The sequence below is a fragment of the Streptomyces sp. NPDC127190 genome (assembly GCF_042672505.1).
GTDB lineage: Bacteria > Actinomycetota > Actinomycetes > Streptomycetales > Streptomycetaceae > Streptomyces.
In genome coordinates, this window is the sequence record NZ_JBHXVE010000053.1 from 1 (window position 1) to 22212 (window position 22212).

Genomic DNA, 22212 nt, shown 5'->3' on the forward strand with positions numbered 1-22212 from the left:
AACTGGTCCCACTGGCGCAGACGCCACCAAGCCACAGCCCGCCGCTGCCACTACCGAAAAAGAGCCAGCTCAGGACACGAAATCTGACTGGAGTATTAGTCCGGGGGTGCCGGGTTGCGTGGCAGGGTCATCGCACGTCGACGTAATCCGTCACCAGGGGACTCTTGAGGTACTGGTCGCCTATGGAGCGGTTCAAAGCAACCGCCCATGTGCCGTCCTGGGTGTCATTCTGGGTGATGTTGCAGATCCGGCCCCTGGAGTCGGTGCTCAGGTCACTGATGTAGCGGTAGGCGGAGGCTCCGCGAGGCCGGAAGTACAGGGCGGGGTTGGCGTCGGCGAGCGGCTTCCAGGCGGTACCCGTGTAGTACTGGAGCGTGTCTTTGAGGTGGATGAGGCCGTTCTTACGGATCGGTTCGGGGGCGACGTCGAACCCGGTGATCCGTGTGGGGTAGCGGCGCAGGTGGACGGACTTGGTGGTGCTGCTCGCGAGGTCGGGGTTGCCGTTGAAGCGGGCACGCCAGTAGGCGTCGTTCCGTGCGGTGAACGTCTTGTTGAAGTCTTCCGGGAAGCTGGGCTTGTTGTAGCGGATCTTCACTGGGATCGTGGCGGCGGACTTCCAGCCGGTCTTGCCGTCCTAGGAGTATTCGATGATGACGGCAGTGTGGGACGGCCAGTGGGCGCGGGGATCGCTGTACTCGATGTCTCCCGACACGTGGAGCCGGGAGTCGTCGCCGAGCGTGGCGTCCATGGTGAGGTCGGTCGTGTATGCCACGTGGAGGCTGAAGGGCTGAGCGGCAGGCTGCAGGAACGGCGTTTCACCGAGGACTGACTGGCAGGCAACGGATCGTCCAAAGGGACGCGCAGGCTGTAGAACCCGTTGTCGTCCGTGGTGGTCGTGCCCCCGAAGCCCGGCGAAGGGCCGGTGCCGACGAGGCTGAGGGACGTGTGCGGCAGCGGCTGCCAGCCGTCGGACGTCTGGATCTCCGCGCGGCCGGTGACCTTGCCCGTCGTTCCCTGGCGCAGGTCGAGACCGTGTGTGCTCACCGTGAACCAGGTCGGTGCCTGCACGGGGTTCATGTGCTGCTGGGGCGAGCTCAGGAGGATCGCCCCGGGATAGGTTCTCGAGGCTTTTGGCCACGCCGTCATGTCGGACCAGTACAAGGTGGGGACGAACGAGAAGGTGAAGTGCCCGTCGGCGCCGGCCCGCGTGGTGAACCATCCGTACGGGGCGGTGCCCTGGGAGGTGATGTCGACCGACGCATCGGCGACCGGGACGGGAGCGTCGGGCGTCCGCGGGTCCTCGGCGAGTTCGGTACCGCTGACGGTCACTTTCTGATGGAAGAAGTCCGGCCTGGTCGGCGTCACCGTGAGGTCCGGGATCGTGAGAATGGTCTGGTACTCCAGTGTCTGGCGTGACACGACACCGGTGACCGTGGCACCGGATGAGTCCTCCATGTCGACGGTGATCCGGTACTCGCCAAGGTCCGCGAGGTGTACCGGAGCCCGCCACACTCCGGACCGGCCGTCTGTGCCGGACTGCTGGGTGAAGTCGTCGGTGGACCCAGCCTCGGGGGCGTCGCCCTGGCTGCCGAGGGGGGTGAAGTGGGCAGTGATGTGAGTGATCGGATTGTCTGAGTGTGCGGTGACGAAGACCATTCCGGGATAGCCGTACCAGGCGTCCGCGTTGTCCAGAACCGGTCCACTGCTTGGAGCGGCATCGGCAAGGGCCGGCGCGGAGCCGGTGAACATTGAGGCGGCCAGCGCGGTGGCAGTGGCATCCGAAAGAGAGCAGCGCGTCGCACGGTGATATCCCCCCCAGGATCACATGGCCCCACCTCACGGCGGGCCGTCCGGTACCAGACCCGACATCACCGTTCGTCCGGTGCGGATCGTGACCGAGTGATCAATGAATATAGCGACTGGTTCGAGCATGGGCACCGAAAAGGCATGGGAGGCCACGCGGGGCCTCACAGTCGGCTCGGCACTTGAGGGAACACGTCACCAGCGGCGTGGATCGTCGTTCCGGTAGATGGCCGTGGGGGGCCCGCGCTCGCCCAGGCCGGAATACGCACGCGCGGTCAGCCGGTTGCAGCGGAGCATGTACCACCCTCAGGAGCCGCTCAGCGGCATACACCCGCTGCTTGCCGGGCGTTTCAGCCCCTACCGGTTCGATCCGTCTGCGGTTGTCGACGACCACGCCCTCGGGCTGCTGCTGGAAGCTGCGCGGTGGGCACCGTCGGCGGGGAACTCTCAGCCGTGGGGTTTCTTCACCGGCAGGCCCGGTGAGCCGGAGCACGACCGGGTGCTGCCGCACCTTGCGCCGAGCTCGGCCCGCTGGGCGACGGACGCGAGCCTGCTCGTCGTCACACTGACGCACCGACACGTCGATGACACGCAGCTGCTCTACTCCGAGTTTGCGGACTACGACCTCGGCCAGGCCGTCGCCCACATGACTGTTCAGGCCCAGGCCATGGGGCTGGCCGTGCACCAATTCCGGGCCTTCGACCTGGAAGGGCTCACCAAGGAGCTGAGCCCGAAACCAGGCTGGGTGATCGTCTCCATGGTTGCGGTGGGCAAGGCCGCTGGCGGACCTCCGGAGGCTCGGGACCGCCGCAGCCTCGCGCACTTGCGCTCCGCTCCCTGGTCAACCGGCGGAGTAGCAGACGAGTCGTGATCATGAGTGGCCCGGGCGAGGCCCTTGATCCAGGTCATCGAGGCACGGAGGAAGAAGGGCTCCCGGGTGGGCGGCCCGTCAGCCACGACGCCGAGCTCCCGGTCCCAGTGGATGGTCGCGCCTAGCCGGGCGGTGTGCTCGAGGACGTCGCGCGTGGCGTCCGTCACGGTGTCGTGGTGGGTGTGCGGCGTGGGCCGCCGCGCGTGCGCCGCTCAGCTGCTGGGAGGTGCGCGGGGGCATCCGTGGCCGCCGGCACAACGGGGACCGGCGTCGTCGGCCTGGTCTTCGGGGCGGCGGGCGCTTGCTGGGTGCGCTGATCCCAGATGCTGATGCGTCTGTGCCGCTGACGGGTCAGCCAACAGTCGGCCTCCTCGCTCTTGCTCTTCAGCTGGGCCGCCAGGCGCTGCTGCTCGTCGGGACGCAGGTGACCGCGGCTGCGCTCGAGCGTCTCCAGGAGGTCGGCGACCGCTTTGGCTGCTTGCCCCGCGCGGCTGTGGTCCGTGCGTCCGGCACGGGGGAGGCGGCTGCGCCGTGGTGCGGGGGAGGGCGGGGCGCTGAGGCCCACTCCGAGTTCCTGGCCAGTAGCAGGTCGGCGGCGCGACGCAGCAGGTCGTTCTCCTCGGCGCTCGCGCCGCCGTGGGCGGCGGCCTCTGCCTGGGGTGAGGCAGTGGCGCAGTGCGCTGGTACTGGCCCTCGACTGCCTTGCGTAGGGCCGTGAACACATCGTGGCGGTCGTCCGCCGCCCGGGGTGCGGCCACTGGCCGCTCAGTGGCATCGCAGCGGGCCGGTGTGGGGCGGTGCGGGAAGGTGGCGAGGGGGCGGCTGCTGCTGCGCAGGCGGCGGACCTCCTCGACCGCGGGCGTGGACAGCCCCCACGGCTTCAGAGGGCATTCGTCTAGGCCGAACCACTGGGGCTGACTGTGCTGTTGGGTCCCGATCATGACGCCGCGCCCGCTGTTGTCGGTGTCGCAGTGGATGCGTAGCACGTATCCGTCGACGGTGAGCCGGTGCGGGTCGTGCGCGACGCGCGGACCGCGAAGCAGCTGGGTGGCGTCCGCGGGTGCGGGCGGTGCGGCGTCCTCATCCAGCAGCACCCGCAGACAGCCGTGACCGCCCGGCCGCGGCCGCCCGGCCGCGGTCGCCTGCTGCTCGACGGGTTGTTCACTCCTTCTACCGAGCCCAGCAGACTCCGTACTGCGAATCCTCGGATTCCGCCCATACCCATGCCGTGAGACGCCCCCAGGAGGCGCGTCGGTCGGGCACCCGGATGCTTGGGCGTTGTTGGATTCCTATCGGCCGGTCGATCCATACGGGACGATCAAGTTTAGGCAAAGCGCGCCAGGGTCGCTGACGTTGCAGTTGTCTGGATCATGGCGTCCTGTTTACCGCGCTCGCCTGAAAATTGCCCATTTGAAGAATGGGTAAGACCTGTCGGTTACGCCCCAATCGGGCCAATCGCTCGCGTGGCTAAAACCATCAAGTTCGTTGCCGGTGGGCAGCTCGTGGCCTGAATGTCCGCCCTTGACCCGTGCACGTAAAGGCTGGGTAAGGTCGCACTTCTTTGAAGATCTCGTGACTTCCGGGTGGGGACTCCGTGGGGGAGAGGGCTTGTGTTGGGTGGGGTTGAGCGGACGCCTTTGCGTCGGACATGGAGAGCGCTGCTGGTGTCCGCGATCGTTGCCGGGGTAGTGCCCACTGCTGGTCTGACGGCTGCCGGGCTGGCCGCGGCGGCGCCGGTCGAGACCGCGAAGTCGACAGCCTCTGGTGCGCGCGGCTCTGCACTCACGCAGGGTGCGGCGCTCGTGCAGGCTGCTGAGACGGGACAGAAGGTGGAGATCATTTCTCTGCGGACGGAGTCCAGTGAGACGTACGCCAAGCCCGATGGCGGCCTGGAGTCGGATCAGCATCTGCGGCCGGTGCGGGCGCGGGTGGGCGGGGTGTGGAAGGCGATCGACAATACGCTGGTGAAACAGCCGGACGGCAATGTTGCGCCTGCGGTGGCGGCAGTGGGGATGACGTTCTCGGGGGGCGGCTCGAAGCCGTTGGCGACGTTGACGCGGGCCGGGCGGAAACTGTCGTACAGCTGGGCTTCGTCGTTGCCGGCTCCGACGCTCAGTGGGGACACCGCGACGTACAAGGACGTGCTGCCGGACGTGGATCTGCAGCTGCGTGCGGACACCGACGGCTTCCACGAGCTGGTGGTGGTCAACACCGCGGCCGCGGCGAAGAATCCGGCATTGGGACGGTTGACGTTCGGGGTGCAGGCCGATGGCCTGTCTTTGTCCGAGACGAAGGCCGGGGGTCTGGAGGCCACCGACAGCACGGCCGGCGGGGTGGTGTTCTCTGCGCCCCAGCCGATCATGTGGGATTCCGGCACCGATGGCACTGCCACTGCCACTGCCACTGCTGGTACTGGCGCCAAGACCAGTGCCAAGGCCGGCGTCACCCCCATGGTGGCGCACGCGTCCTCGGACTCCACCGCCGACGATCCCTCTCAGGGACCGACCGACTCGTCTCAGGTGGCGCCGATCGGGGTCACAGTCGACTCCGGCTCCTCACAGCTGACCTTGACGCCCGATCAGTCCCTGCTGACCGGGGCGGACACGTCGTTCCCGCTGTTCATCGATCCGCAGACCTACACCCCCAAAGCGGGAGACTGGACGGTGGTCTCGAGGTACTGGTCGTCCAGTCCGCAATACCGATTCAACGGCGACTCTGACGAGGGACTGGGCTACTGCGGCTGGTCCTACTGCGCCCCGTATGACACCAAGAGGCTCTTCTACTCCTTCCCAACGTCGAGGTTCGAGGGCAAGTCGATTCTCAGTGCGACCTTCGTCGCGCATGAGACCTGGTCCGCCTCGTGCAGCGCACGGCCGGTCGAGCTGTGGCGGACGAAGGGCTTCTCGTCGAGCACGACGTGGAGCTCCTCATCGGACAACTGGCTGGACCATCTGGACACCAAGAACGAGGCGCACGGCTTCTCCGGGTGTGCGGCGTCGGATGTGGAGTTCAACGCGACGTCCGGGGTGAAGTACGCGGCGGCCCACAACTACTCGACAGCCACCTTCGGTCTGCGGGCTTCGGACGAGTCGGACGCGTACGGCTGGAAGCGGTTCTCCGACGACGCCTACCTGCGTGTCCACTACAACATGCCGCCGAAGCAGATCGGCATGTCGCAGCTGTCGATGAGCCCAGGCGGAACCTGTCACAGCCCCTCCCGTCCGGTGCGGATCGGCAGGACGCCGTCGATCACCGCCAGCAACGTCACCGACCCGGACAAGGACGAGGTGGCCGTTCAGTTCGAGCTGTCGTGGGATGCCGGGGACGGCAAGGGCTTCACGACGCAGTGGACCTCGTCCAAGATCGGGCCGAAGAAGTCCGGGTCGACGTTCTCCACGACGCTGACCTCCACCCTGCCGAACGGCAAGACGATCCCGAAGAACAAGCCCATCGGCTGGGCGGTGCGGTCCGTGGACTACGACCAGGGCAAGTACTACAGCTATTCGCCGTGGTCGTTCACGGGGTCGGCGACCGACTGCTACTGGGTGTACGACACCAGTGTGCCCGCCGGCCCAGTGATCACCTCGGGTGACTATCCGGCGGTGGACGACAGCGACCCGAATGACCCGACGTATGACGGGGTCGGCCGGGACGGCGATTTCTCCTTCGACTCGTCGTCCAGCGATGTGGTCAAGTACTGCTACGGCGTGAACGCCGACCCGGTGTGCGACGCGGAACACACCGTGACGACGACGGGCGGTGCGGCGAAGTCGGTGACGTTCCGGCCGACACGGGCGGGCACGAATTTCGTGTACGCGCAGGCCTTCGACGGCGCGGGCAACGCGAGTGAACCGGAGGTGTACGAGTTCCGGGTCAAGCAGGGGCAGCCGGCCCCGGCGGAGTGGCAGCTGGACGATGCAGCCGGTGCGACGCAAGCCGTCGGTACGGCCGGCAACCGGACCCTGGACCTGGTGGGTTCTCCGACGCTCGGTGCGCCGGGCAAGGTGGGCACCGGAGCCGAGTTCAACGGGACGGACTCCTACCTGGCGTCCGACATTCCGACGGTACACACCGACACCAGTTTTTCGGTGGCGGCGTGGGTGAAGCTGGATCAGATGCCGTCGACCGCGGCGGTCGTTGCCGCACAGCCGGGCAACAAGGCGCCGGGATTCGAGCTGTACTACTCTCAGGGCTACAACCGGTGGGTGTTCAGCCAGAACACATCCGACTCGGCCTCGGCCACTCCGGTGCGCGCGATGTCGTCGACCGCTGGTGGGGTGTCGCCGGGCCAGTGGTACCACCTGCTCGGCAGTTATGACGCGGTCAATGGTGTGCTGGCGCTGTACGTCAATGGACAGCTGCAAGGATCGACCAGGTACACCACACCGTGGGATGCGCGACGCGGTCTGCAGATCGGCGCCAGTAACTACTCCGGTTCGGCCGTGAACTTCTTCCCGGGCACGATCGATGATCTCCGGATCTACGACAAGGCACTGGCGGCCGGTGACGTGGCGCACCTGTACAGCGGCGAGCCGATCGGGGCAGGGCGTCCGGCTCGGGCGGTCTTCCCGCTGGACGAGCCGGCCACGCAGTCCGACGGCACGCCGACCACCGAGGTGCACGGACGGGCGGACGTGGAGCCGGCGGTCTTCCACGGGGGCGTCACAGCGGGCGGTCCGGGGGCTCAGGACAAAGCGCTCACGCTGGACGGCACAAGCGGATACGCGGCCACCCGCTCCTCACACATCAACAATGCGCACAGCTTCTCGGTGGTGGGATGGGCCAAGTTGTCGTCCAAGCCCGACCACGCCGGCACCATCGCTACGCAGACGGGCACCCATCGGCCGGGATTCGAGCTGTACTACTCGGCCACCTACGGCTGGTCGTTCGACGCGTACACCGAGGATTCCGACAGCGCGTCGATCGTGCGTGCCGCCCAGGGCGACACCACCCACTCGCCGGCGGGCGTGTGGACCCAGCTGGTGGGCTCGTACGACGCGAACACCGACGACATGCGGCTGTACGTCAACGGTGCGTGGGCGGCCACGACGACGTTCGCCACACCCTTCTACGGCGGTGGCCCGACGCAGATCGGCGCCAGCTCCTTCGACGGCGCCCCCGGGAATTTCTTCCCCGGCCAGATCGATGACGTGCAGTTTTACGACCGGGCCCTGTCCGGGCCAGAGGCTGCGGCGATGTACCACAACCGGCTGCAGGTCAAGGGTCGTTGGCAGATGGAGTCCGCCTCGGGCAGCCCACAGATCTCACCGGACACAGTGCCGACGGCGGCCGACCGGCACGCGCTGACCCTGGGCAGCGGCGCACAGGTCGATTCCACCGGTACCAACAGCATGGTAGGTACGGGCGGGCTGGTGCTGAACGGCACATCGAGCGGCTACGCGTCCACCACAGGCTCCCCGACCCACACCAATACCAGTTTCACCGTCAGCGCATGGGTGTCCACCCCCGGACGGCCGACCAAGCCGGTGACGGTGATGAGCATGGCCGGCGCGAACTCCAGCAGCTTCTCCGTCCGGTATGTACCCGACGCCACCGACCCGGCCCATGCGGGCAGATGGCAACTGCAGATGGCGAACGAGGACAGCGCCACAGCGGACACCTCGATCGCCCCGGACACCAGCTTCCAGAACAACGGCGCCTGGGACCACCTGGCTGTCGTCTACGACCTCATGGCCGGACAGATGAGGCTCTACGTCAACGGTGAGCTGCAGCAGAACGTGTGTGCAGACAGTGACGACGACGGCACGCCCGACGACCCGACGTGCACGGAGTCGGTGTCGTGGAACTCCACCGTGCTGCCGTTCGATGCGACCAAGGGACTTCAGCTCGGCCGCATCAAGACCGGCGCGTCCACCTGGGGCGAGTACTGGCCAGGCGTCATCGACGACGTGTGGGTCTTCGCCGGGGTGGCCTCCGATACCCAGATCGCCTCGCTCGCCAGCGGAGACGACCTGGACACGACCACCGGCCCCTGACCGGGCGGCCGCACCGACGGCACACAGCGAACACATGGGCAACAGGTCCCGACAGCTTCTTTGACGGCGCCCCACGAGTAGAGGGCAGGGCGCCGTGCGGGCCCGGACCCGGGCAGAGTGATGGAGCCACGCATGACAGCCAAAACACACGCGCGACTGCGGCGAAGAGTCGCCCTGACGGTTTCGGCCGTACTGGTCGGCACCCTGATCCAGGCGACGATGGCGGATCCCGCGGAAGCCACCGGCGTCAAAGTGCCGGCCTCGGAGAAACCACTGTCCGGCCACGGCGTCAAGCCGCTGCCCCGTCGGACGGACGGCCAGCCGCGGGTACCGAAGACCGCTCCCAAACGGTCCTGGCCCGCGGCCGGCACGGCAACCACGACGCTGGCCCCCGACGCCGGGACCGGGACAGTCCGGGCCGGTGACCTGCCGGTCTCGCTTGCGGCTGCGAAGGCTCAGTTCGGCAACGGCACGCAAGAGGAGAAGCGCGGGGGACGCACGCCGCTGACTGGCGACGCGTTGGTGCACGTTTTCAGCCGGAAGACGGCGAGGCGCGCCGGTGTCGACGGTGTGCTGTTCTCCGTACAGCGACGGCCTGGCGCGAAGGGTGACGAGGTCGGCGTCCGCGTCAACTACGCGAAGTTCGTGCAGGCTTACGGCGGCGCCTACGCGGCTCGACTGAAGCTGGTGCAACTGCCCGCCTGTGCCGCGACGCATCCCGGCACCAAGAAGTGCTCGACCGCCCGCACGCTCGCCTTCCGCAATGACATCAAGGCCAAGACGCTTACCGCCACTGAGCTGAACCTGCCCGCCGGGAGCAGCACCTCGGGCACCATGCTCCTGGCCGCCACCACGGGTACGTCCAGCGACCAGGGTGACTACAAGGCGACCCAGCTGTCGCCCTCGTCCGCCTGGCAGACGAACCTGAACACCGGCGACTTCAGCTGGTCGTACGACATGCCGGTCCCCGGCGTGCCCGGCTCGTTCGCACCATCAGTGAAGCTCTCCTACTCTTCCGGCGAGATCGACGGCCGCACCGCCAACACCAACAACCAGGCTTCCTGGGTGGGTGACGGGTTCAGCCTGTGGCCAGGATTCATCGAGCGAAGCTACAAGCCGTGCCTGGACGACGGCGAGAAGAACGCCGACGGCACGAAGCCGGGCGACGTGTGCTGGGCCTACGACAACGCGACCCTGTCCTTCGCCGGACACTCCGGCGAGCTCATACCGACCGGCACCGATTCCTTCAAGCTCAAGGATGACGACGGCACCAAGATCGACCGGATTCACGGGACGTCACGCGACAACGGTGACAACGACCAGGAGTACTGGCGTGTCACCACCCCCGACGGCAGCCAGTACTACTTCGGCTACAACAAACTGCCGAACTGGCAGACCGGTGACGAAACCACCGACTCCACCTGGACCGTCCCGGTCTACGGGAACAACTCCGGCGAGCCCTGCCACGCCTCCGCCTTCGCCGATTCCTGGTGCCAGCAGGCCTGGCGATGGAACCTCGACTACGCCGTGGATGCGCACGGCAACGCCATTTCTTACTACTACAACAAGGAAACCAACTACTACGCCCGCAATCTCAAGGCTTCGGACGAGACGGTTTACGACCGTGGCGGCTATCTCGACCGCATCGAATACGGCCTGAAGTCCTCCGCCATGTACACGGCCAAGCCCTTGGCCAAGGTGGACTTCACCTCGTCCGAACGCTGCCTGCCCGAAACGGGCGTGACCTGCGACGCATCCACCATCGGTGACAAGTCGTTCTACTGGTACGACACTCCCTGGGACCTTAACTGCAAGTCAGGTGAGGACTGCACCAAGGCGTACTCACCCACTTTCTGGACACGTAAGCGGCTCACCGCAGTCACCACCGAGGTACTCCAGTCCGATGGCACCTACGCGCCGGTCGACACCTGGACTCTCGACCACCGCTGGGGCATGGCGGACATCGACTACCAGCTCCTGCTGGCCTCCATCCAGCACACCGGAAAGTCCACAGCAACCGCGATCACCCTGCCCAAGGTCACATTCGGCTACGACCAGCGGACCAACCGTCTCAAGATCGACGGCGACAACACTTCAGCGTTCATCAAGGAGCGCTTGTCCACGATCGACGACGAGTCCGGAGGCCAGACCGACGTCACCTACGACGGTCCCGCCTGCGACGCCACCACGCTGCCCAAGCCGGAAACGAACACAACGCGCTGCTTCCCCGTGTACTTCACGAAGGAAGGCGACACCGATCCCACCCTGCAGTGGTTCAACAAGTACCTGGTCAGCGCCGTCACCCAGACCGACCGCACGAAGTCCTCACCGGACATGGTCACCAACTACAGCTACCTCGACGGAGCTGCCTGGCACTACGACGACGATGACGGCCTGACCAAAGAGAAGTACAAGACCTGGTCCAGCTGGCGCGGCTACGGCCACGTCCGTGTCCAGACCGGCGGCCAGGACCCGGTCGGCATGAAGACGCAGATCGACCACTACTTCCTGCGAGGCATGGACGGCGACAAAGCCTCACCCACCGGTGGAACCAAAACCGTCGCCGTCTCCGACGACGACGGCGGCACCATCACCGACCACGAGTCTCTGCCCGGTTTCGAGTACAAGACCGAAACCTACAGCGGCCCGTCCGGCAAGGTCTTGGAAAAGACCGTCAACACCCCCTGGCACCACGAGACAGCCAAACGCGTGCGTTCGTGGGGCACCACCACGGCCAACCTGACCGGCACCGCCGCCACCCGCACCTGGACGTCACTCGACGACGGCGCGGGAACCCACTGGCGCACCACCTACCGCACCAACACCTTCGAGAACAAAGCCGGCCGCATCACCGAGACCGACGACTACGGCGACGAGTCGACCTCGAAGGACAACCAGTGCACCCGCACCACCTACGCCGACCCGGCAGACGACGCTACCCCCTGGATCCTCATCAAGCCGTCCCGGGTGGAGACCGTCGCCGTGAAGTGCGAGGACGCCCCGGACCGCTCCAAGGACGTCATCTCCGATGTCCGCACCGCCTATGACGGGCACAACTACGGAGCGGCACCCACCAAGGGCGACGCCACCCACGTCGCCTCACTGGTCTCACACGACGGCACCACCGCGACATACCAGGAAGCTGGCGCGTCCTTCGACTCCTACGGCCGCCAGCTCACCGCGACCGACATCACCGGAACCGTCACCGCAACCGAGTCCACCACCCCCCAACGCACAGACCGCAGCGACGGGCGGACCACGACCACCGCGTACAGCCCCACCACAGGCTTTCCCACCAGCATGACGGCGACCACCCCGCCGGCCACACCGGGCAACCCCGCCACCGCCCAAACCACGACCACGACCTACGACCCCGTCCGCGGAATGCCGGTCACGGTGCTCGACACCAACAACAAGCGCACCGACACCACCTACGACGCGCTGGGCCGCACCCTGAAGGTCTGGCTCCCGAACCGTTCCAAGGCCAACAGCGACACCCCGAACTACGAGTTCACCTACACCATCGCCGACGGCAAACCCGTCGCGGTCGGCACCACCACTCTCTGGGGAACAGGACGCAAGACCTCCTACACCCTGTACGACGGTTTCCTGCGCGCCCGCCAAACCCAAGCCCCCGGACCCAACGGCGGACGACTGGTCGACGACACCTTCTACGACGAACGCGGCCTCACCGCGAAGACGTTCGCCACTTACTACAACACCAGTGCCCCCACCACCGACCTGCTCGTCCTGGACGACGCGCTCGCTGTCGAGACCCAGACCTGGAATACCTACGACGGCCTGGGGCGCATCCACAAATCCCAGCAGATCGCGGGCAACAGCGACGGCGGCACCGTTCTGTCGACGACGACCACGGACTACGGCGGAGATCGGGTCACGGTGACACCGCCGAAGGGTGCCACCCCCACCACCACCGTCACCGACGCCCGCGGTCATACCACCGAGCTGTGGCAATACCACGCCGCCACTCCCACCGGCGACGCCGACAAGACCCTGTACGAGTACAACCCGGTCGGCAAGCTCACCAAGCTCACCGACCCCGCCGGCAACGTGTGGACCTACACCTACGACCAGCGGGGCAACGAAACCGCAGCGACGGACCCCGACAAGGGTGAGACCGACACCTGGTACAACGACCGCAACCAGGTCGACCATACGATCGACGCCAACAAGAAGAAGATCACCCACATCTACGACGGACTCGGCCGGGAGACCGAGACCCACGACGGCGACGCAACCGGCCCATTGCTGACCAAGCACGTCTGGGACCCCACCGGCTTCAAGGGCCAGCTGTCCTCCGCCACCCGCTACATCGGCGGCGCATCGGGTTCCGCCTACACCGTGGCCTATCAGCTGTACGACAACCTGTACCGGCCACACCGCACCACCACCACGATCCCCGCGGCCGAGGGGGCGCTGGCCGGCTCCTACCAGAGCAACGTTCAGTACAACACCGACGGCACTGTCCAGTCGATCGGCTACCCGGCCGCAGGCAGCCTCACCGCCGAAGCGGTCGCGCCCACCTACGACGACTCACTGCGGACCAAGACTCTCTCCGGTAGCGGCGGCCAGACCTACGTCACCGACACGGTCTACAGCTACACCGGCAAGCCGATGCAGTACACCTACCAGGCGGCAGGTGCCAAGGCGGCCCAGGTCACCAACTCGTACGAGTGGGGAACTCAGAGGCTGCACAACTCCCGCGTCGACCGACAGGACGTCGCCGGAACCGACAAGTCCGCCACCTACGGCTACGACGAGGCCGGCAACATCACCTCCATCTCGAACGTGTCCCGGGACGGCACCGACAACCAGTGCTTCACCTACGACTACCTCAATCGCCTCACCGAAGCCTGGGCACAGAACACCACCACCTGTACCACCACCCCGTCCTCCTCGCTCCTCGGCGGACCGGCACCGTACTGGCAGTCCTACACCTACGACCTCAGCGGCAACCGACGCACCGAAACCCAGCACGACCCAGCCGGCAACGTGGCCAATGACGTCAAGCGCACCTACCACTATCCCGCCCCCGGAAGCGCTCGGCCGCATGCACTGACCCAGGTCGACACCAACGGCCCCAACGGCATCTCCCAGGACACCTACCACTACGACGACGCCGGCAACACAGACGCACGCACCATCGACGGTGACAAACAGACCCTGGTCTGGGACCCCGAGGGCCATCTGACCAAGGTCACCCAGCCCGACGGCAATGGCGGCACCAAGACCACGACCTACCTCTACGACGCCGACGGCAACCGCCTGATCACCCACACCGACACAGACACCACCCTCTACCTCGGCAACACCGAGATCACTCTGCCAAAGGGCAGCACCACACCCAAAGCCACCCGCTACTACGACCTCGGCAGCGGAAACCAAGCCGTCCGCACCGACGACAACAAGCTGTCCTTCCTCATCGCCGACACCAACGGCACCTCCCAACTCGCCGTCAACGCAGCAGACCTGACCACCCAGCAGCGCCGCTCGACACCCTTCGGCGCGGGGAGAGGGACTACGCCGAAGAGCTGGCCGGGCGAGAAGAGCTTCGTCGGAGGAACCAAGGACGACACGACCGGATTCGTGCACCTTGGGGCCCGCGACTACGACGCATCCACCGGCCGATTCCTGTCAGTGGACCCGATCCTCGACCCGACGGATCCCCAGCAACTCAACGCCTACGCGTACAGCAACAGCAGCCCGGTCACCTACAGCGACCCGAGTGGCCTGATCCGCATCAATCCGGACGGCACTCAGTGCAGCGGCGGCTGGAACGAATGCGGCCCCGGAAAGGTAGACACCGAAGGAAGTTCCGGCTCGCCCAGCGGCGGCAAGAGGCAGAACGATGGCCCGGTCCTGAACGCGAAGCAAGCCAAGAAGGTCTACGACTACTTCTTCACCAAGAACGTCTGCTCGGGCTTCGCACTGCAATACGGGATCGGCGACCAGCTGTGTGAGACCCAAGCGCAGGCCGACGCGGAAAAGGGCCTCACGGAGCAGCTCCTCTCCGCTCTCGGCGACATGACGCTTATCGTGCCGGGGATTCGCTGCACTCTGGGCAACCAAGCTGAGTGCAACGTGTACGGCTACGCGGCGTCGAGCTACGACATCGCGGGAGTCGAAGTCGGTACGGCCAAGTTGATGCGCATTCTTACCCGCGCAGCGGTAGATGCGTGCAGCTTCACTCCTGATACCAAGGTCTTGCTGAAGGGAGGGAAAAAAAAGAAAATTGCAAGAATTAAGCCGGGGGACGATGTCGAAGCGGCCGATCCAAAGACTGGTAAGCGTGTAGGTGCCCGTAAGGTTACTGCTCGGCTCGTCCATCAGGACGGCGATCTTGTAGATCTGTCAATACGCCTTAAAAGCGGAAAGGCGGTGAAGATCCACACCACTCGCAACCATCCATTCTGGGATAAGACGGCGCATGTGTGGGTCGCCGCGGGAAAGCTGCGCCGCAGACATGAGTTGAACACGATCAATGATCAGCGTGCCTTTGTGGACAAAGTCCAGGATCATGCCGGCGTGGCCGACATGTATAACCTTACGGTCAAAGAGCTCCACACGTATTATGTGCTGGCGGATGATACGCCTGTCCTGGTCCATAATTGCAAGGCGGATATCGCGAAGGTGCTTGCCGGTCTTGGCGGAAAGCATGAGACGACGGGTGTGCCCACGGACGCGGAGGGGAAAGTCATAGGACCTGAGTTCATGAGCCGCCAAGATGCAGATGCTGGTCGAGTAAACGCCGCGCTCCGCCGAATCACGGGCAGGAAGGCTGGCTGGTGGGCCGAGACGCATGCAGAACCAAAGATCGCGCTGTGGATGAATGAAAATGAAATCGACTTTGCAAACGTCGTTATAAATCAGGACTACGTTTGCGGCAAGCCTGGGGGAGCGGGATGCTTGAACATCATTCCTCACATCCTTGAGGAGGGGCGAACTATGGTAATTTGGTATCGGAATAAAGCGGGCGACTTGGTGAACTCTGGACCATTGGAAGGTATGGCCTCAAGGTAGACGCCCAGTTGCGGGCCGTGAAAGGGGCACTGGGTCCCCATGCATGGCCCGCAGGTATCAGAACCGCCTGAGTATGATGCTGGCGCACGGTATAGGATGGAGCTTGTTACGATGAAACGGAGTGTAAGCTTGTGTCGCTGAAATGCGAAGCCCTCGGTGACGGCGATCGAATCCAGTGGTCTGTAGATGAACTTGAGCGGGTCGGACCTCTTCATTTCGGGATGGATCAGAAGGAAGTCGAAGTCGTTCTTCGCGGTGTCTATGTAAAATCTCCCGCTGAGGTCAACTCTCTTGATTCCCTTAACTCCGTCGAATTTTCCATTCTCGACGCCAAGCCGTTGACTCCATCTTCTGCGCTCTCGACATATTATGACGAAGCGGGCTTGCTTTCCTGTGTTGCCGTCGATGCCCGCAGTGGACCGCAGGTTTCTCTCGAGGGTATTCGGTTGGCTGGGCGTGTTCCGTCTGAACTGGAAGATGAGTTCGCTCGGTACTTGGAGTCTCGTGGCCAGGCGATAATGTATTCTCAATCTTGGGACCCTTCATCCAGCCTGCTTGGTGTGGTATTGCGTGCGCAGCGCGTAGATGACGTTGTTTTGACGCGTCCCGTCTTCGTGTGTCGTGCTTGGGCTGACCGCTGCGGAGACGAAACTGAAGGGTCAATCCCTTGCGCCGAATGGCAACGTCGTTGAATGTGAGCTTCGAGTGGTAATGTCAGGTCCCACGCTTTCGATGAGGTGGACGGTGTTGAGTCGCCGTGCGTTGGTCTTCAGGAGTCTGCAGGCTCGTCTATCCGGCGAGGGTGAGGTTGCGTAGGCGCGCGATGCCGAGCATGGCGTGGTGGACTCCGTTGCCTTTGAAGTCAGCAGTCGCGGAGGGTCTTCCAGGTATTCATGCCATTCGGGCAGGTCTTAGGGCTTGCCGGGAAACAAGCCGTGGCTTCCAGCTGTGGGACTCGTTGTTCTGGTATGGGGAGACCGGAGGGGATCGAGGCCGTCCTGGCTGCGAAGTTCCAGGTGTTGTTGCCGCATCTGGACGAGCGTCAGCGTCGGCTGGCCATAGGGGCGGAAGCGCTGTCGCTGGGGCGTGGTGGGATCAGGCTCGTCGCTGTCGCGGCCGGGATTCGGGAGGGCACAATCTCGCGCGGAGCGGCTGAGCTGGAGGCAGGTTAGGCTCTGTTGGGGCGGGTCCGTCGTCCTGGTGGGGGCCGGAAGAAGGCTGTGGACCTTGATCCGGGGCTGCGGCCGGCGCTGCTGGCGCTGGTCGAGCCGGACGAGCGGGGCGACCCGATGTCGCCGCTGCGGTGGACGACGAAGTCCACTCGGAAGCTGGCAGCGGAGCTGACCCGGCAGCGCCACCGCGTCTCCGCCGACACGGTCGCCGGCCTGCTGCGGGAGGAAGGCTTCAGTCTGCAGGCCAACGCCAAGACCATCGAGGGTGCTCAGCACCCCGACAGGGACGCCCAGTTCCGCTACCTCAATGAGCAGGCACGAGACCACAGAGACGCCGGTGACCCGGTGATCAGCGTGGACAGCAAGAAGAAGGAGCTGATCGGCGACTACAAGAACGCCGGGCACGAATGGCGGCCCGTGAAGGTCAAGACGCACGACTTCCCCGGCCAGGCTGAGGAAGCGATCCCGTACGGAATCTATGAGATGGCGGCGAACACCGGCTGGGTCAGCATCGGCACTGATCACGACACCGCGGCGTTCGCCGTCGCCTCGATCCGGCGCTGGTGTGGCAGGCCCGCAGCCAGCACGACTACCCTCGCGCCCGTCGGCTGTTGATTACCGCCGACGGCGGGGGCTCCAACGGCTACCGCACCCGCGGCCGGAAGACCCAGCTCGCTGACCTCGCTGCCGAGACCGGTCTTGAGATCACCGTGTGTCACCTTCCGCCCGGCACCTCGAAGTGGAACAAGATCGAGCACCGGCTGTTCTCTCACATCACCATGGGCTGGCGCGGCAGACCCCTGACCAGCCATGAAGTCATGCTCCAAACCATCGCCGCGACCACCAGCCGCACCGGCCTCACCGTCCATGCCGAACCCGACAGCGGTGAGTACCCCACCGGCATCCGCGTCAGCGACGAGGAGATCGCCGCCCTGCCCATCACACGCCATCGCTTCCACGGCGGCTGGAACTACACCCTCCACCCCCAGCATCCGATGGGCGCGGCGACAACCGGCAGCACATCGGACGAGGCCCGGCGGACAGACCGACTCGCCTCACGCGGCGTTCGCTCCAGTACCCGGAACTGACCGGGATGACCCGCCGGCAGCTCAGCAAGCTCATCGACTCGTTGACTCCAGCGATGGAGGTTCAACGCGAGCAAGTGCTCCACACACGTCGAGGCCACGAGCGCCTGGTGGCCCCGGGCGCAGGTGCCAAAGCCAAGCTCACCTCAGCCGACCGGATGCCGGTCACCATGCTCCACCTGCGAAAACTCGCGACCATGGACCTCCTGGGCCAGCTCTTCAGCACCACCGCCATGACCATCAGCCGTGCAGTGAAAGACGTCCGCCCGCTCCTGGAAGCCCGTGGTGTCCATCTGCCCGCCTCACCAGCCCGTTTCCGCACACGGAAGACGTCGTCAGGTTCCTCGACCCCGACAAAACCAAGATCAAACCGACGTGTTGATTCCCGGCAAGCCCTTACAACGGCTAACACAATGAGCCGAGCTGTCGATGGGTGATGAGACAGCAGGCGAGTTTGAGGAACGCTTCATGGATGTCGGCCCGCCGTTCCCAGCGGATGCGCAGGCGGCGGAATCCGTGGAGCCAGGCGAAGGTCCGCTCGATCACCCACCGGTAGGTGCCCAGTCCTGTGCCGTGCCGGGTGCCGCGGCGGGCGATGGCTGGCACGATGCCTCGCTCGCGGACCTGATTGCGGTAAAGGTCGTGGTCGTAGCCGCGGTCGGCGAAGAGCGAGTCCGGCTTGCGGCGGGGACGGCCGACCCGGCCACGGACCGGTGGGATCGCGTCGAGCAATGGCAGTAGCTGGGTGACGTCATTGCGGTTGCCACCCGTCACCAGGACCGCGAGCGGGGTGCCGTGCCCGTCGGTGATCAGGTGGTGTTTCGAACCGGTCCGGCCCCGGTCGACCGGCGAGGGGCCCGTGTCGATCCCCCACGTGCTGTGGGCCCTGATTCGGGACCGGCGCCTCTACGAAGTCACCCCACCCAAGCCCACCGGTTAGGTTCTGCATCGAAATCGAAGCGACGAGCCTTGTCCGTGCTCGGCAGACTACAGACATGTCCACCGATGTGAGCGGGATGATCGAGTGCAGACCACTGGCCCGGATCTGGGGTGAGGACGACGAGGACGCGGTTTGGCACGCCGCCATCGACCTCTTCCTACTCAACACCGGCAACGCCTATGACGCACTCGCCTGCCTCTTCGGCGTTCGCAACTCCTTCGGGTTCCGGCCGCTGGCCGAAGACCGTGGCCTGCCGGACGACGCCTCGGACGGGCTGTGGGTTGCGTTCAACGCGTGGGGCGGCCCACAAGACGCACACGGAACAACGTGGATCAGCTGGGCCGAGTTGGCAGCTGCCAACTGGGACGAGACCGATCGGTCCGGCACGCGCAGCCGCAGCACGGTCGCCGGGCCCGGGACCCACTGGGCGCCGGTCTGGGACGTGATGCGGACGCTTGCCGAGCTGCATGGACCAGAACACGTGCGACTCGTGGTTTGGTTCGACTGATCACGGAATCCGTCCCCCGACACAGCTTTACTTCCCGATTGGGAAGCCAGTGAGCGCAAAACCCGACCGGTGGTGTTCGGCAGCCACGCGTCGCCGAGCACCACGCACCCCGCGCCTCCGTGTCCGATCACGGGACGTAACATGGCGCCGCTGAGCCGCGAAAGGGGGGCTGACCTGTGGCAGGTGGTGCAGTGATCATCCCGTTCCTGGCGTTCGTTCTGGCCATCCCGCTGGCGATGCTGTCCTATGCGGTCGGCAAGAAGACGTCCCAGAAGATGGGCTGGCTGTTCGCCTCGGTCTTGGTTGGCCTGCCCGCTGTGCTGCTGATCGCCATGTTCATGCCTCGAGGTGGCGCCTCCGACCCGTCGCGTCCCATCATCTACGGGAATCCATACGAGCCCGGCTCGATTGCGGACGCCCAATACAAGCGCGGCTACGACTTCGCCGCCGCTCTCGCCAAGCAAGGGGAGAACCCGGGATCCGGCATGGCGGACGACGTCTATCTCTGGTGCCAGGACCGGCTGACGCCGGCAGCAGGCTTCAAGGGCAAGGTCACTACGGCGATGATGCAGGGCTGCATCTGGGGATCCCAGCAGCGCTCCGCACCTCCGTCGAATGCGCCGTGAGGCCAACTAAGGCGCTCAGTGACAGCAGTCCTGTGACTGAGCGCTTCACTTGGCCAGTTGAGCGTTGACCGGGCAGGCTATCGCCAGAGTTGGGACAGCGATTCCGGTCTGGGTGATTTCGCCCCGCCGCTCGGGGACATGCGGCGTCCTTGGGGCTGTGGCTGGCGTACAGGGTGAGAGCACCGGTAGGGGCCGGTCCGGTCTCATACCTACTCGCTGGATGATCTTTTAGATCCGTACGGGATTTGTGCCGGGCGGCCGAGTGTCTGCGCGTGTCGCGGCCTTGGGGGGGGGCTCGGCCAGCCGGGTCAGTGCCCTCACAACGTTCCGAGGGAGGCATGAAGATCATCTAGCTGTAGTCTCCAATCCCGCCCCGCCTCCCCTGTCCTGAACCGGCATCCCTTCACGGTCTAGACGTGCCGGCGTGCCGTCGCGACGAAGGTGTTGATCAGCTCCTGGGTCGCTTCCCGACAGACGACCACGTCGGCGCGGTTCGCTGCGCGATCGATCTTGCCGATCGCCGTGAAGGCGTCGGCCGCGACGATAGCCAGCTCGGGATCGTCAGTGATCAGCTGGAGGCGGTACAGGGCGTGCTCGGTGCTGGAGCGTAGCTCGAACGAGAGTCTGCGCAGGGCGACTTCGTCGTCGGCGTCATTGCCCTCGTGCACGCAGAACCAGTGGTGCAGAATGGCCCGGCGGAAGTTGACCAACAGGCCGGAGTAGGTGCCGTAAGTGTCCAACCGCTCCTGGCGCAGCCGTTCCTGACGCGAGTTTTGCTCGGTGCGCTGCGCGGACCGCTGCTGGAAGACGTGCGTCACCGTCGAACCCAGCGGGGTGCCGAGGACAGCGATGACGGGTGTGGCTATGCCGCTCATGAGGCCCCATGCAACCAGATCAGCGACACGATCACCGTGTCTCACGGCCGCCGTCCCACACAATGATCAGGCATCGATGCAGATGGCGAACGCTCGGCTGGCCCCTCAGGTGCGTGCGTGGATGTGCGAGCGGCGTGGATCGCCACCTCCCTCGGCTAGGAGCACGAGGAATGACCTGGCCTCGTTCTACGCCAGCGAGGCAAGATCGGCCGTGTGATACGCCATCCTGAGGACGATGCCGAGCTACTGGCCCTGGTTCGCCGCTATGTCACGCCCGAGCGGCGCTACCTGAAGCTCGGTGGCGGCTTGCTGCGCATGCAGAGTCCTGAGTCCGACCGGGTCATGCGAGATCTCCGTGAGGACGCTGGACTCATCACCGCCGATGAAATCGCCACGCTTCTTGCCGGCGGCTGGCGCGAACGAAGAACTGCGGCTTGGCTCGTCGCTGTCTCCCGCCGGACCGAGTTCCGTGAGCGTCTCGGGGAACTCCTGCTGGGCAGCGAAGTCTGCTGCGTGGGGCTGGCCTATTGCGTGGCCCTGGCCAGTTTCGGAACGGCGCGCGACGCTGATTTGTTCGCTGCCTACCTTGATCGCTATCTCCGTCGCCCTGACCTCGGATACGACCAGGCCATCGTCATGGGCGCTCTCCGGTTCGTCGACCTGAATCTTGGAGGTGATCAAGCCGACCGTTTCCTGGGCCCAGGCGGTCTGTGGCAGCAGTGGCTCCAGGACGCCCCTCACATGCAGGCCCACATGGACCCCACCCCCTCCTTCTTGAGTCTCATTCGTCGGCTTTGCGCTTTCGTTGACGAATGCGCCGAACCCCGTGCTCTTTGAGGACATTGTCCTGATCAGGGATAGCGGATCACACGTCTGACCTGTCGTTGCGACGGTTCCCGACGCCTGTGAGCAGCAAAGAAGCCGCCCCCCCGTCGACGGAACCCACGGGGACAGGGTCAGGTCCTCAAGGCCGAACTCGTGGAGGCCGCCGCCCGGCTGCTGGCCACGCTTGAACGGTTCCTCGGATCCGTCGTCGCTTCCCTGGCCGGCGCCCGGCAGGACCAGCCGGAACACCAGGACCGTCTCGGCCCCGAGCAGGAGTGGCAGGCCGGCCTGCTGCTCTGGACCGCCCTGCACGGCCTGGTCGCGCTGTAAAACGCGCATGGGAACATGCCCTCGCCCGACCTCACCGACCTCATCGCGCAGACCCTCGCCCTGCACACCGGAAGGCCCGTCGACGAGATCGTGGAGCTCGCCCGGACGGCGGACCGCCCAACGTGAGCGGCTCACGCCAA

11 protein-coding genes and 3 pseudogenes are annotated in these 22212 nt (G+C 65.5%); 9 read left to right on the top strand and 5 right to left on the bottom strand.

The window, feature by feature from the left end; all coding sequences use genetic code 11:
* Positions 1-127: 127 nt before the first annotated feature.
* Together ACFVIU_RS38625 and ACFVIU_RS38630 are read right to left on the bottom strand one after the other, a co-directional pair.
* Complete coding sequence (locus tag ACFVIU_RS38625; RefSeq protein ID WP_385848444.1) at positions 128-595, bottom strand: hypothetical protein; 468 nt, start codon at positions 593-595, stop codon at positions 128-130.
* On the bottom strand, positions 592-1749 hold the full coding sequence (locus tag ACFVIU_RS38630) for a hypothetical protein (RefSeq protein ID WP_385848445.1): 1158 nt from the start codon (positions 1747-1749) through the stop codon (positions 592-594). Before ACFVIU_RS38630 ends, ACFVIU_RS38625 begins: the two co-directional genes overlap by 4 nt.
* 349 nt (positions 1750-2098) lie before the next feature.
* Between ACFVIU_RS38630 and ACFVIU_RS38635 the strand changes: the two genes are divergently transcribed.
* The 4 genes from ACFVIU_RS38635 (at position 2099) to ACFVIU_RS38650 (ending at position 16403) form a co-directional block, all read left to right on the top strand.
* The gene (locus ACFVIU_RS38635; RefSeq protein WP_385848446.1) at positions 2099-2674 is read left to right on the top strand and encodes a nitroreductase family protein; all 576 of its coding nucleotides are present in this window, start codon (positions 2099-2101) and stop codon (positions 2672-2674) included.
* A 1664-nt stretch (positions 2675-4338) separates the two neighbouring features.
* Positions 4339-8670, top strand: a complete 4332-nt coding sequence (locus ACFVIU_RS38640) for a LamG domain-containing protein (protein ID WP_385848447.1) — start codon at positions 4339-4341, stop codon at positions 8668-8670.
* A 132-nt stretch (positions 8671-8802) separates the two neighbouring features.
* A complete protein-coding gene (locus ACFVIU_RS38645) occupies positions 8803-15711 on the top strand; it encodes a DddA-like double-stranded DNA deaminase toxin (RefSeq protein WP_385848448.1) in 6909 nt (2302 codons plus the stop codon).
* Positions 15712-15932: 221 nt separating this feature from the next.
* Positions 15933-16403: a hypothetical protein gene (locus ACFVIU_RS38650; protein WP_385848449.1), complete on the top strand. Its 471-nt coding sequence runs from the start codon at positions 15933-15935 to the stop codon at positions 16401-16403.
* A 97-nt stretch (positions 16404-16500) separates the two neighbouring features.
* On the opposite strand, the pseudogene ACFVIU_RS38655 reads toward ACFVIU_RS38650, so the two are convergent.
* Positions 16501-16606 (bottom strand): annotated as a pseudogene (locus ACFVIU_RS38655) (IS5/IS1182 family transposase); the annotation flags it as partial.
* A gap of 163 nt (positions 16607-16769) precedes the next feature.
* Here ACFVIU_RS38655 and ACFVIU_RS38660 point away from each other — a divergent pair.
* A pseudogene (locus ACFVIU_RS38660) lies at positions 16770-18350 on the top strand (ISAzo13 family transposase).
* Between the two features lie 23 nt (positions 18351-18373).
* On the opposite strand, the pseudogene ACFVIU_RS38665 reads toward ACFVIU_RS38660, so the two are convergent.
* Positions 18374-18838 (bottom strand): annotated as a pseudogene (locus ACFVIU_RS38665) (IS5 family transposase); the annotation flags it as partial.
* Between the two features lie 125 nt (positions 18839-18963).
* On the opposite strand from ACFVIU_RS38665, the gene ACFVIU_RS38670 reads away from it, so the two are divergent.
* Together ACFVIU_RS38670 and ACFVIU_RS38675 are read left to right on the top strand one after the other, a co-directional pair.
* Positions 18964-19416 carry a hypothetical protein gene (locus tag ACFVIU_RS38670; RefSeq protein ID WP_385848450.1) on the top strand — a complete coding sequence of 151 codons (453 nt, stop codon included), beginning with the start codon at positions 18964-18966 and terminating at the stop codon, positions 19414-19416.
* Between the two features lie 191 nt (positions 19417-19607).
* A complete protein-coding gene (locus tag ACFVIU_RS38675; RefSeq protein WP_385848182.1) occupies positions 19608-20042 on the top strand; it encodes a hypothetical protein in 435 nt (144 codons plus the stop codon).
* A 410-nt stretch (positions 20043-20452) separates the two neighbouring features.
* On the opposite strand, the gene ACFVIU_RS38680 is transcribed toward ACFVIU_RS38675, so the two are convergent.
* Entirely contained in the window at positions 20453-20917 is a 465-nt protein-coding gene (locus ACFVIU_RS38680) for a hypothetical protein (RefSeq protein WP_385848451.1), read from the bottom strand.
* A 213-nt stretch (positions 20918-21130) separates the two neighbouring features.
* On the opposite strand from ACFVIU_RS38680, the gene ACFVIU_RS38685 reads away from it, so the two are divergent.
* Together ACFVIU_RS38685 and ACFVIU_RS38690 are read left to right on the top strand one after the other, a co-directional pair.
* Entirely contained in the window at positions 21131-21754 is a 624-nt protein-coding gene (locus tag ACFVIU_RS38685) for a DUF6000 family protein (protein WP_385848452.1), read from the top strand.
* Between the two features lie 141 nt (positions 21755-21895).
* Positions 21896-22072: a hypothetical protein gene (locus tag ACFVIU_RS38690; protein ID WP_385848453.1), complete on the top strand. Its 177-nt coding sequence runs from the start codon at positions 21896-21898 to the stop codon at positions 22070-22072.
* Positions 22073-22212 lie beyond the last annotated feature (140 nt).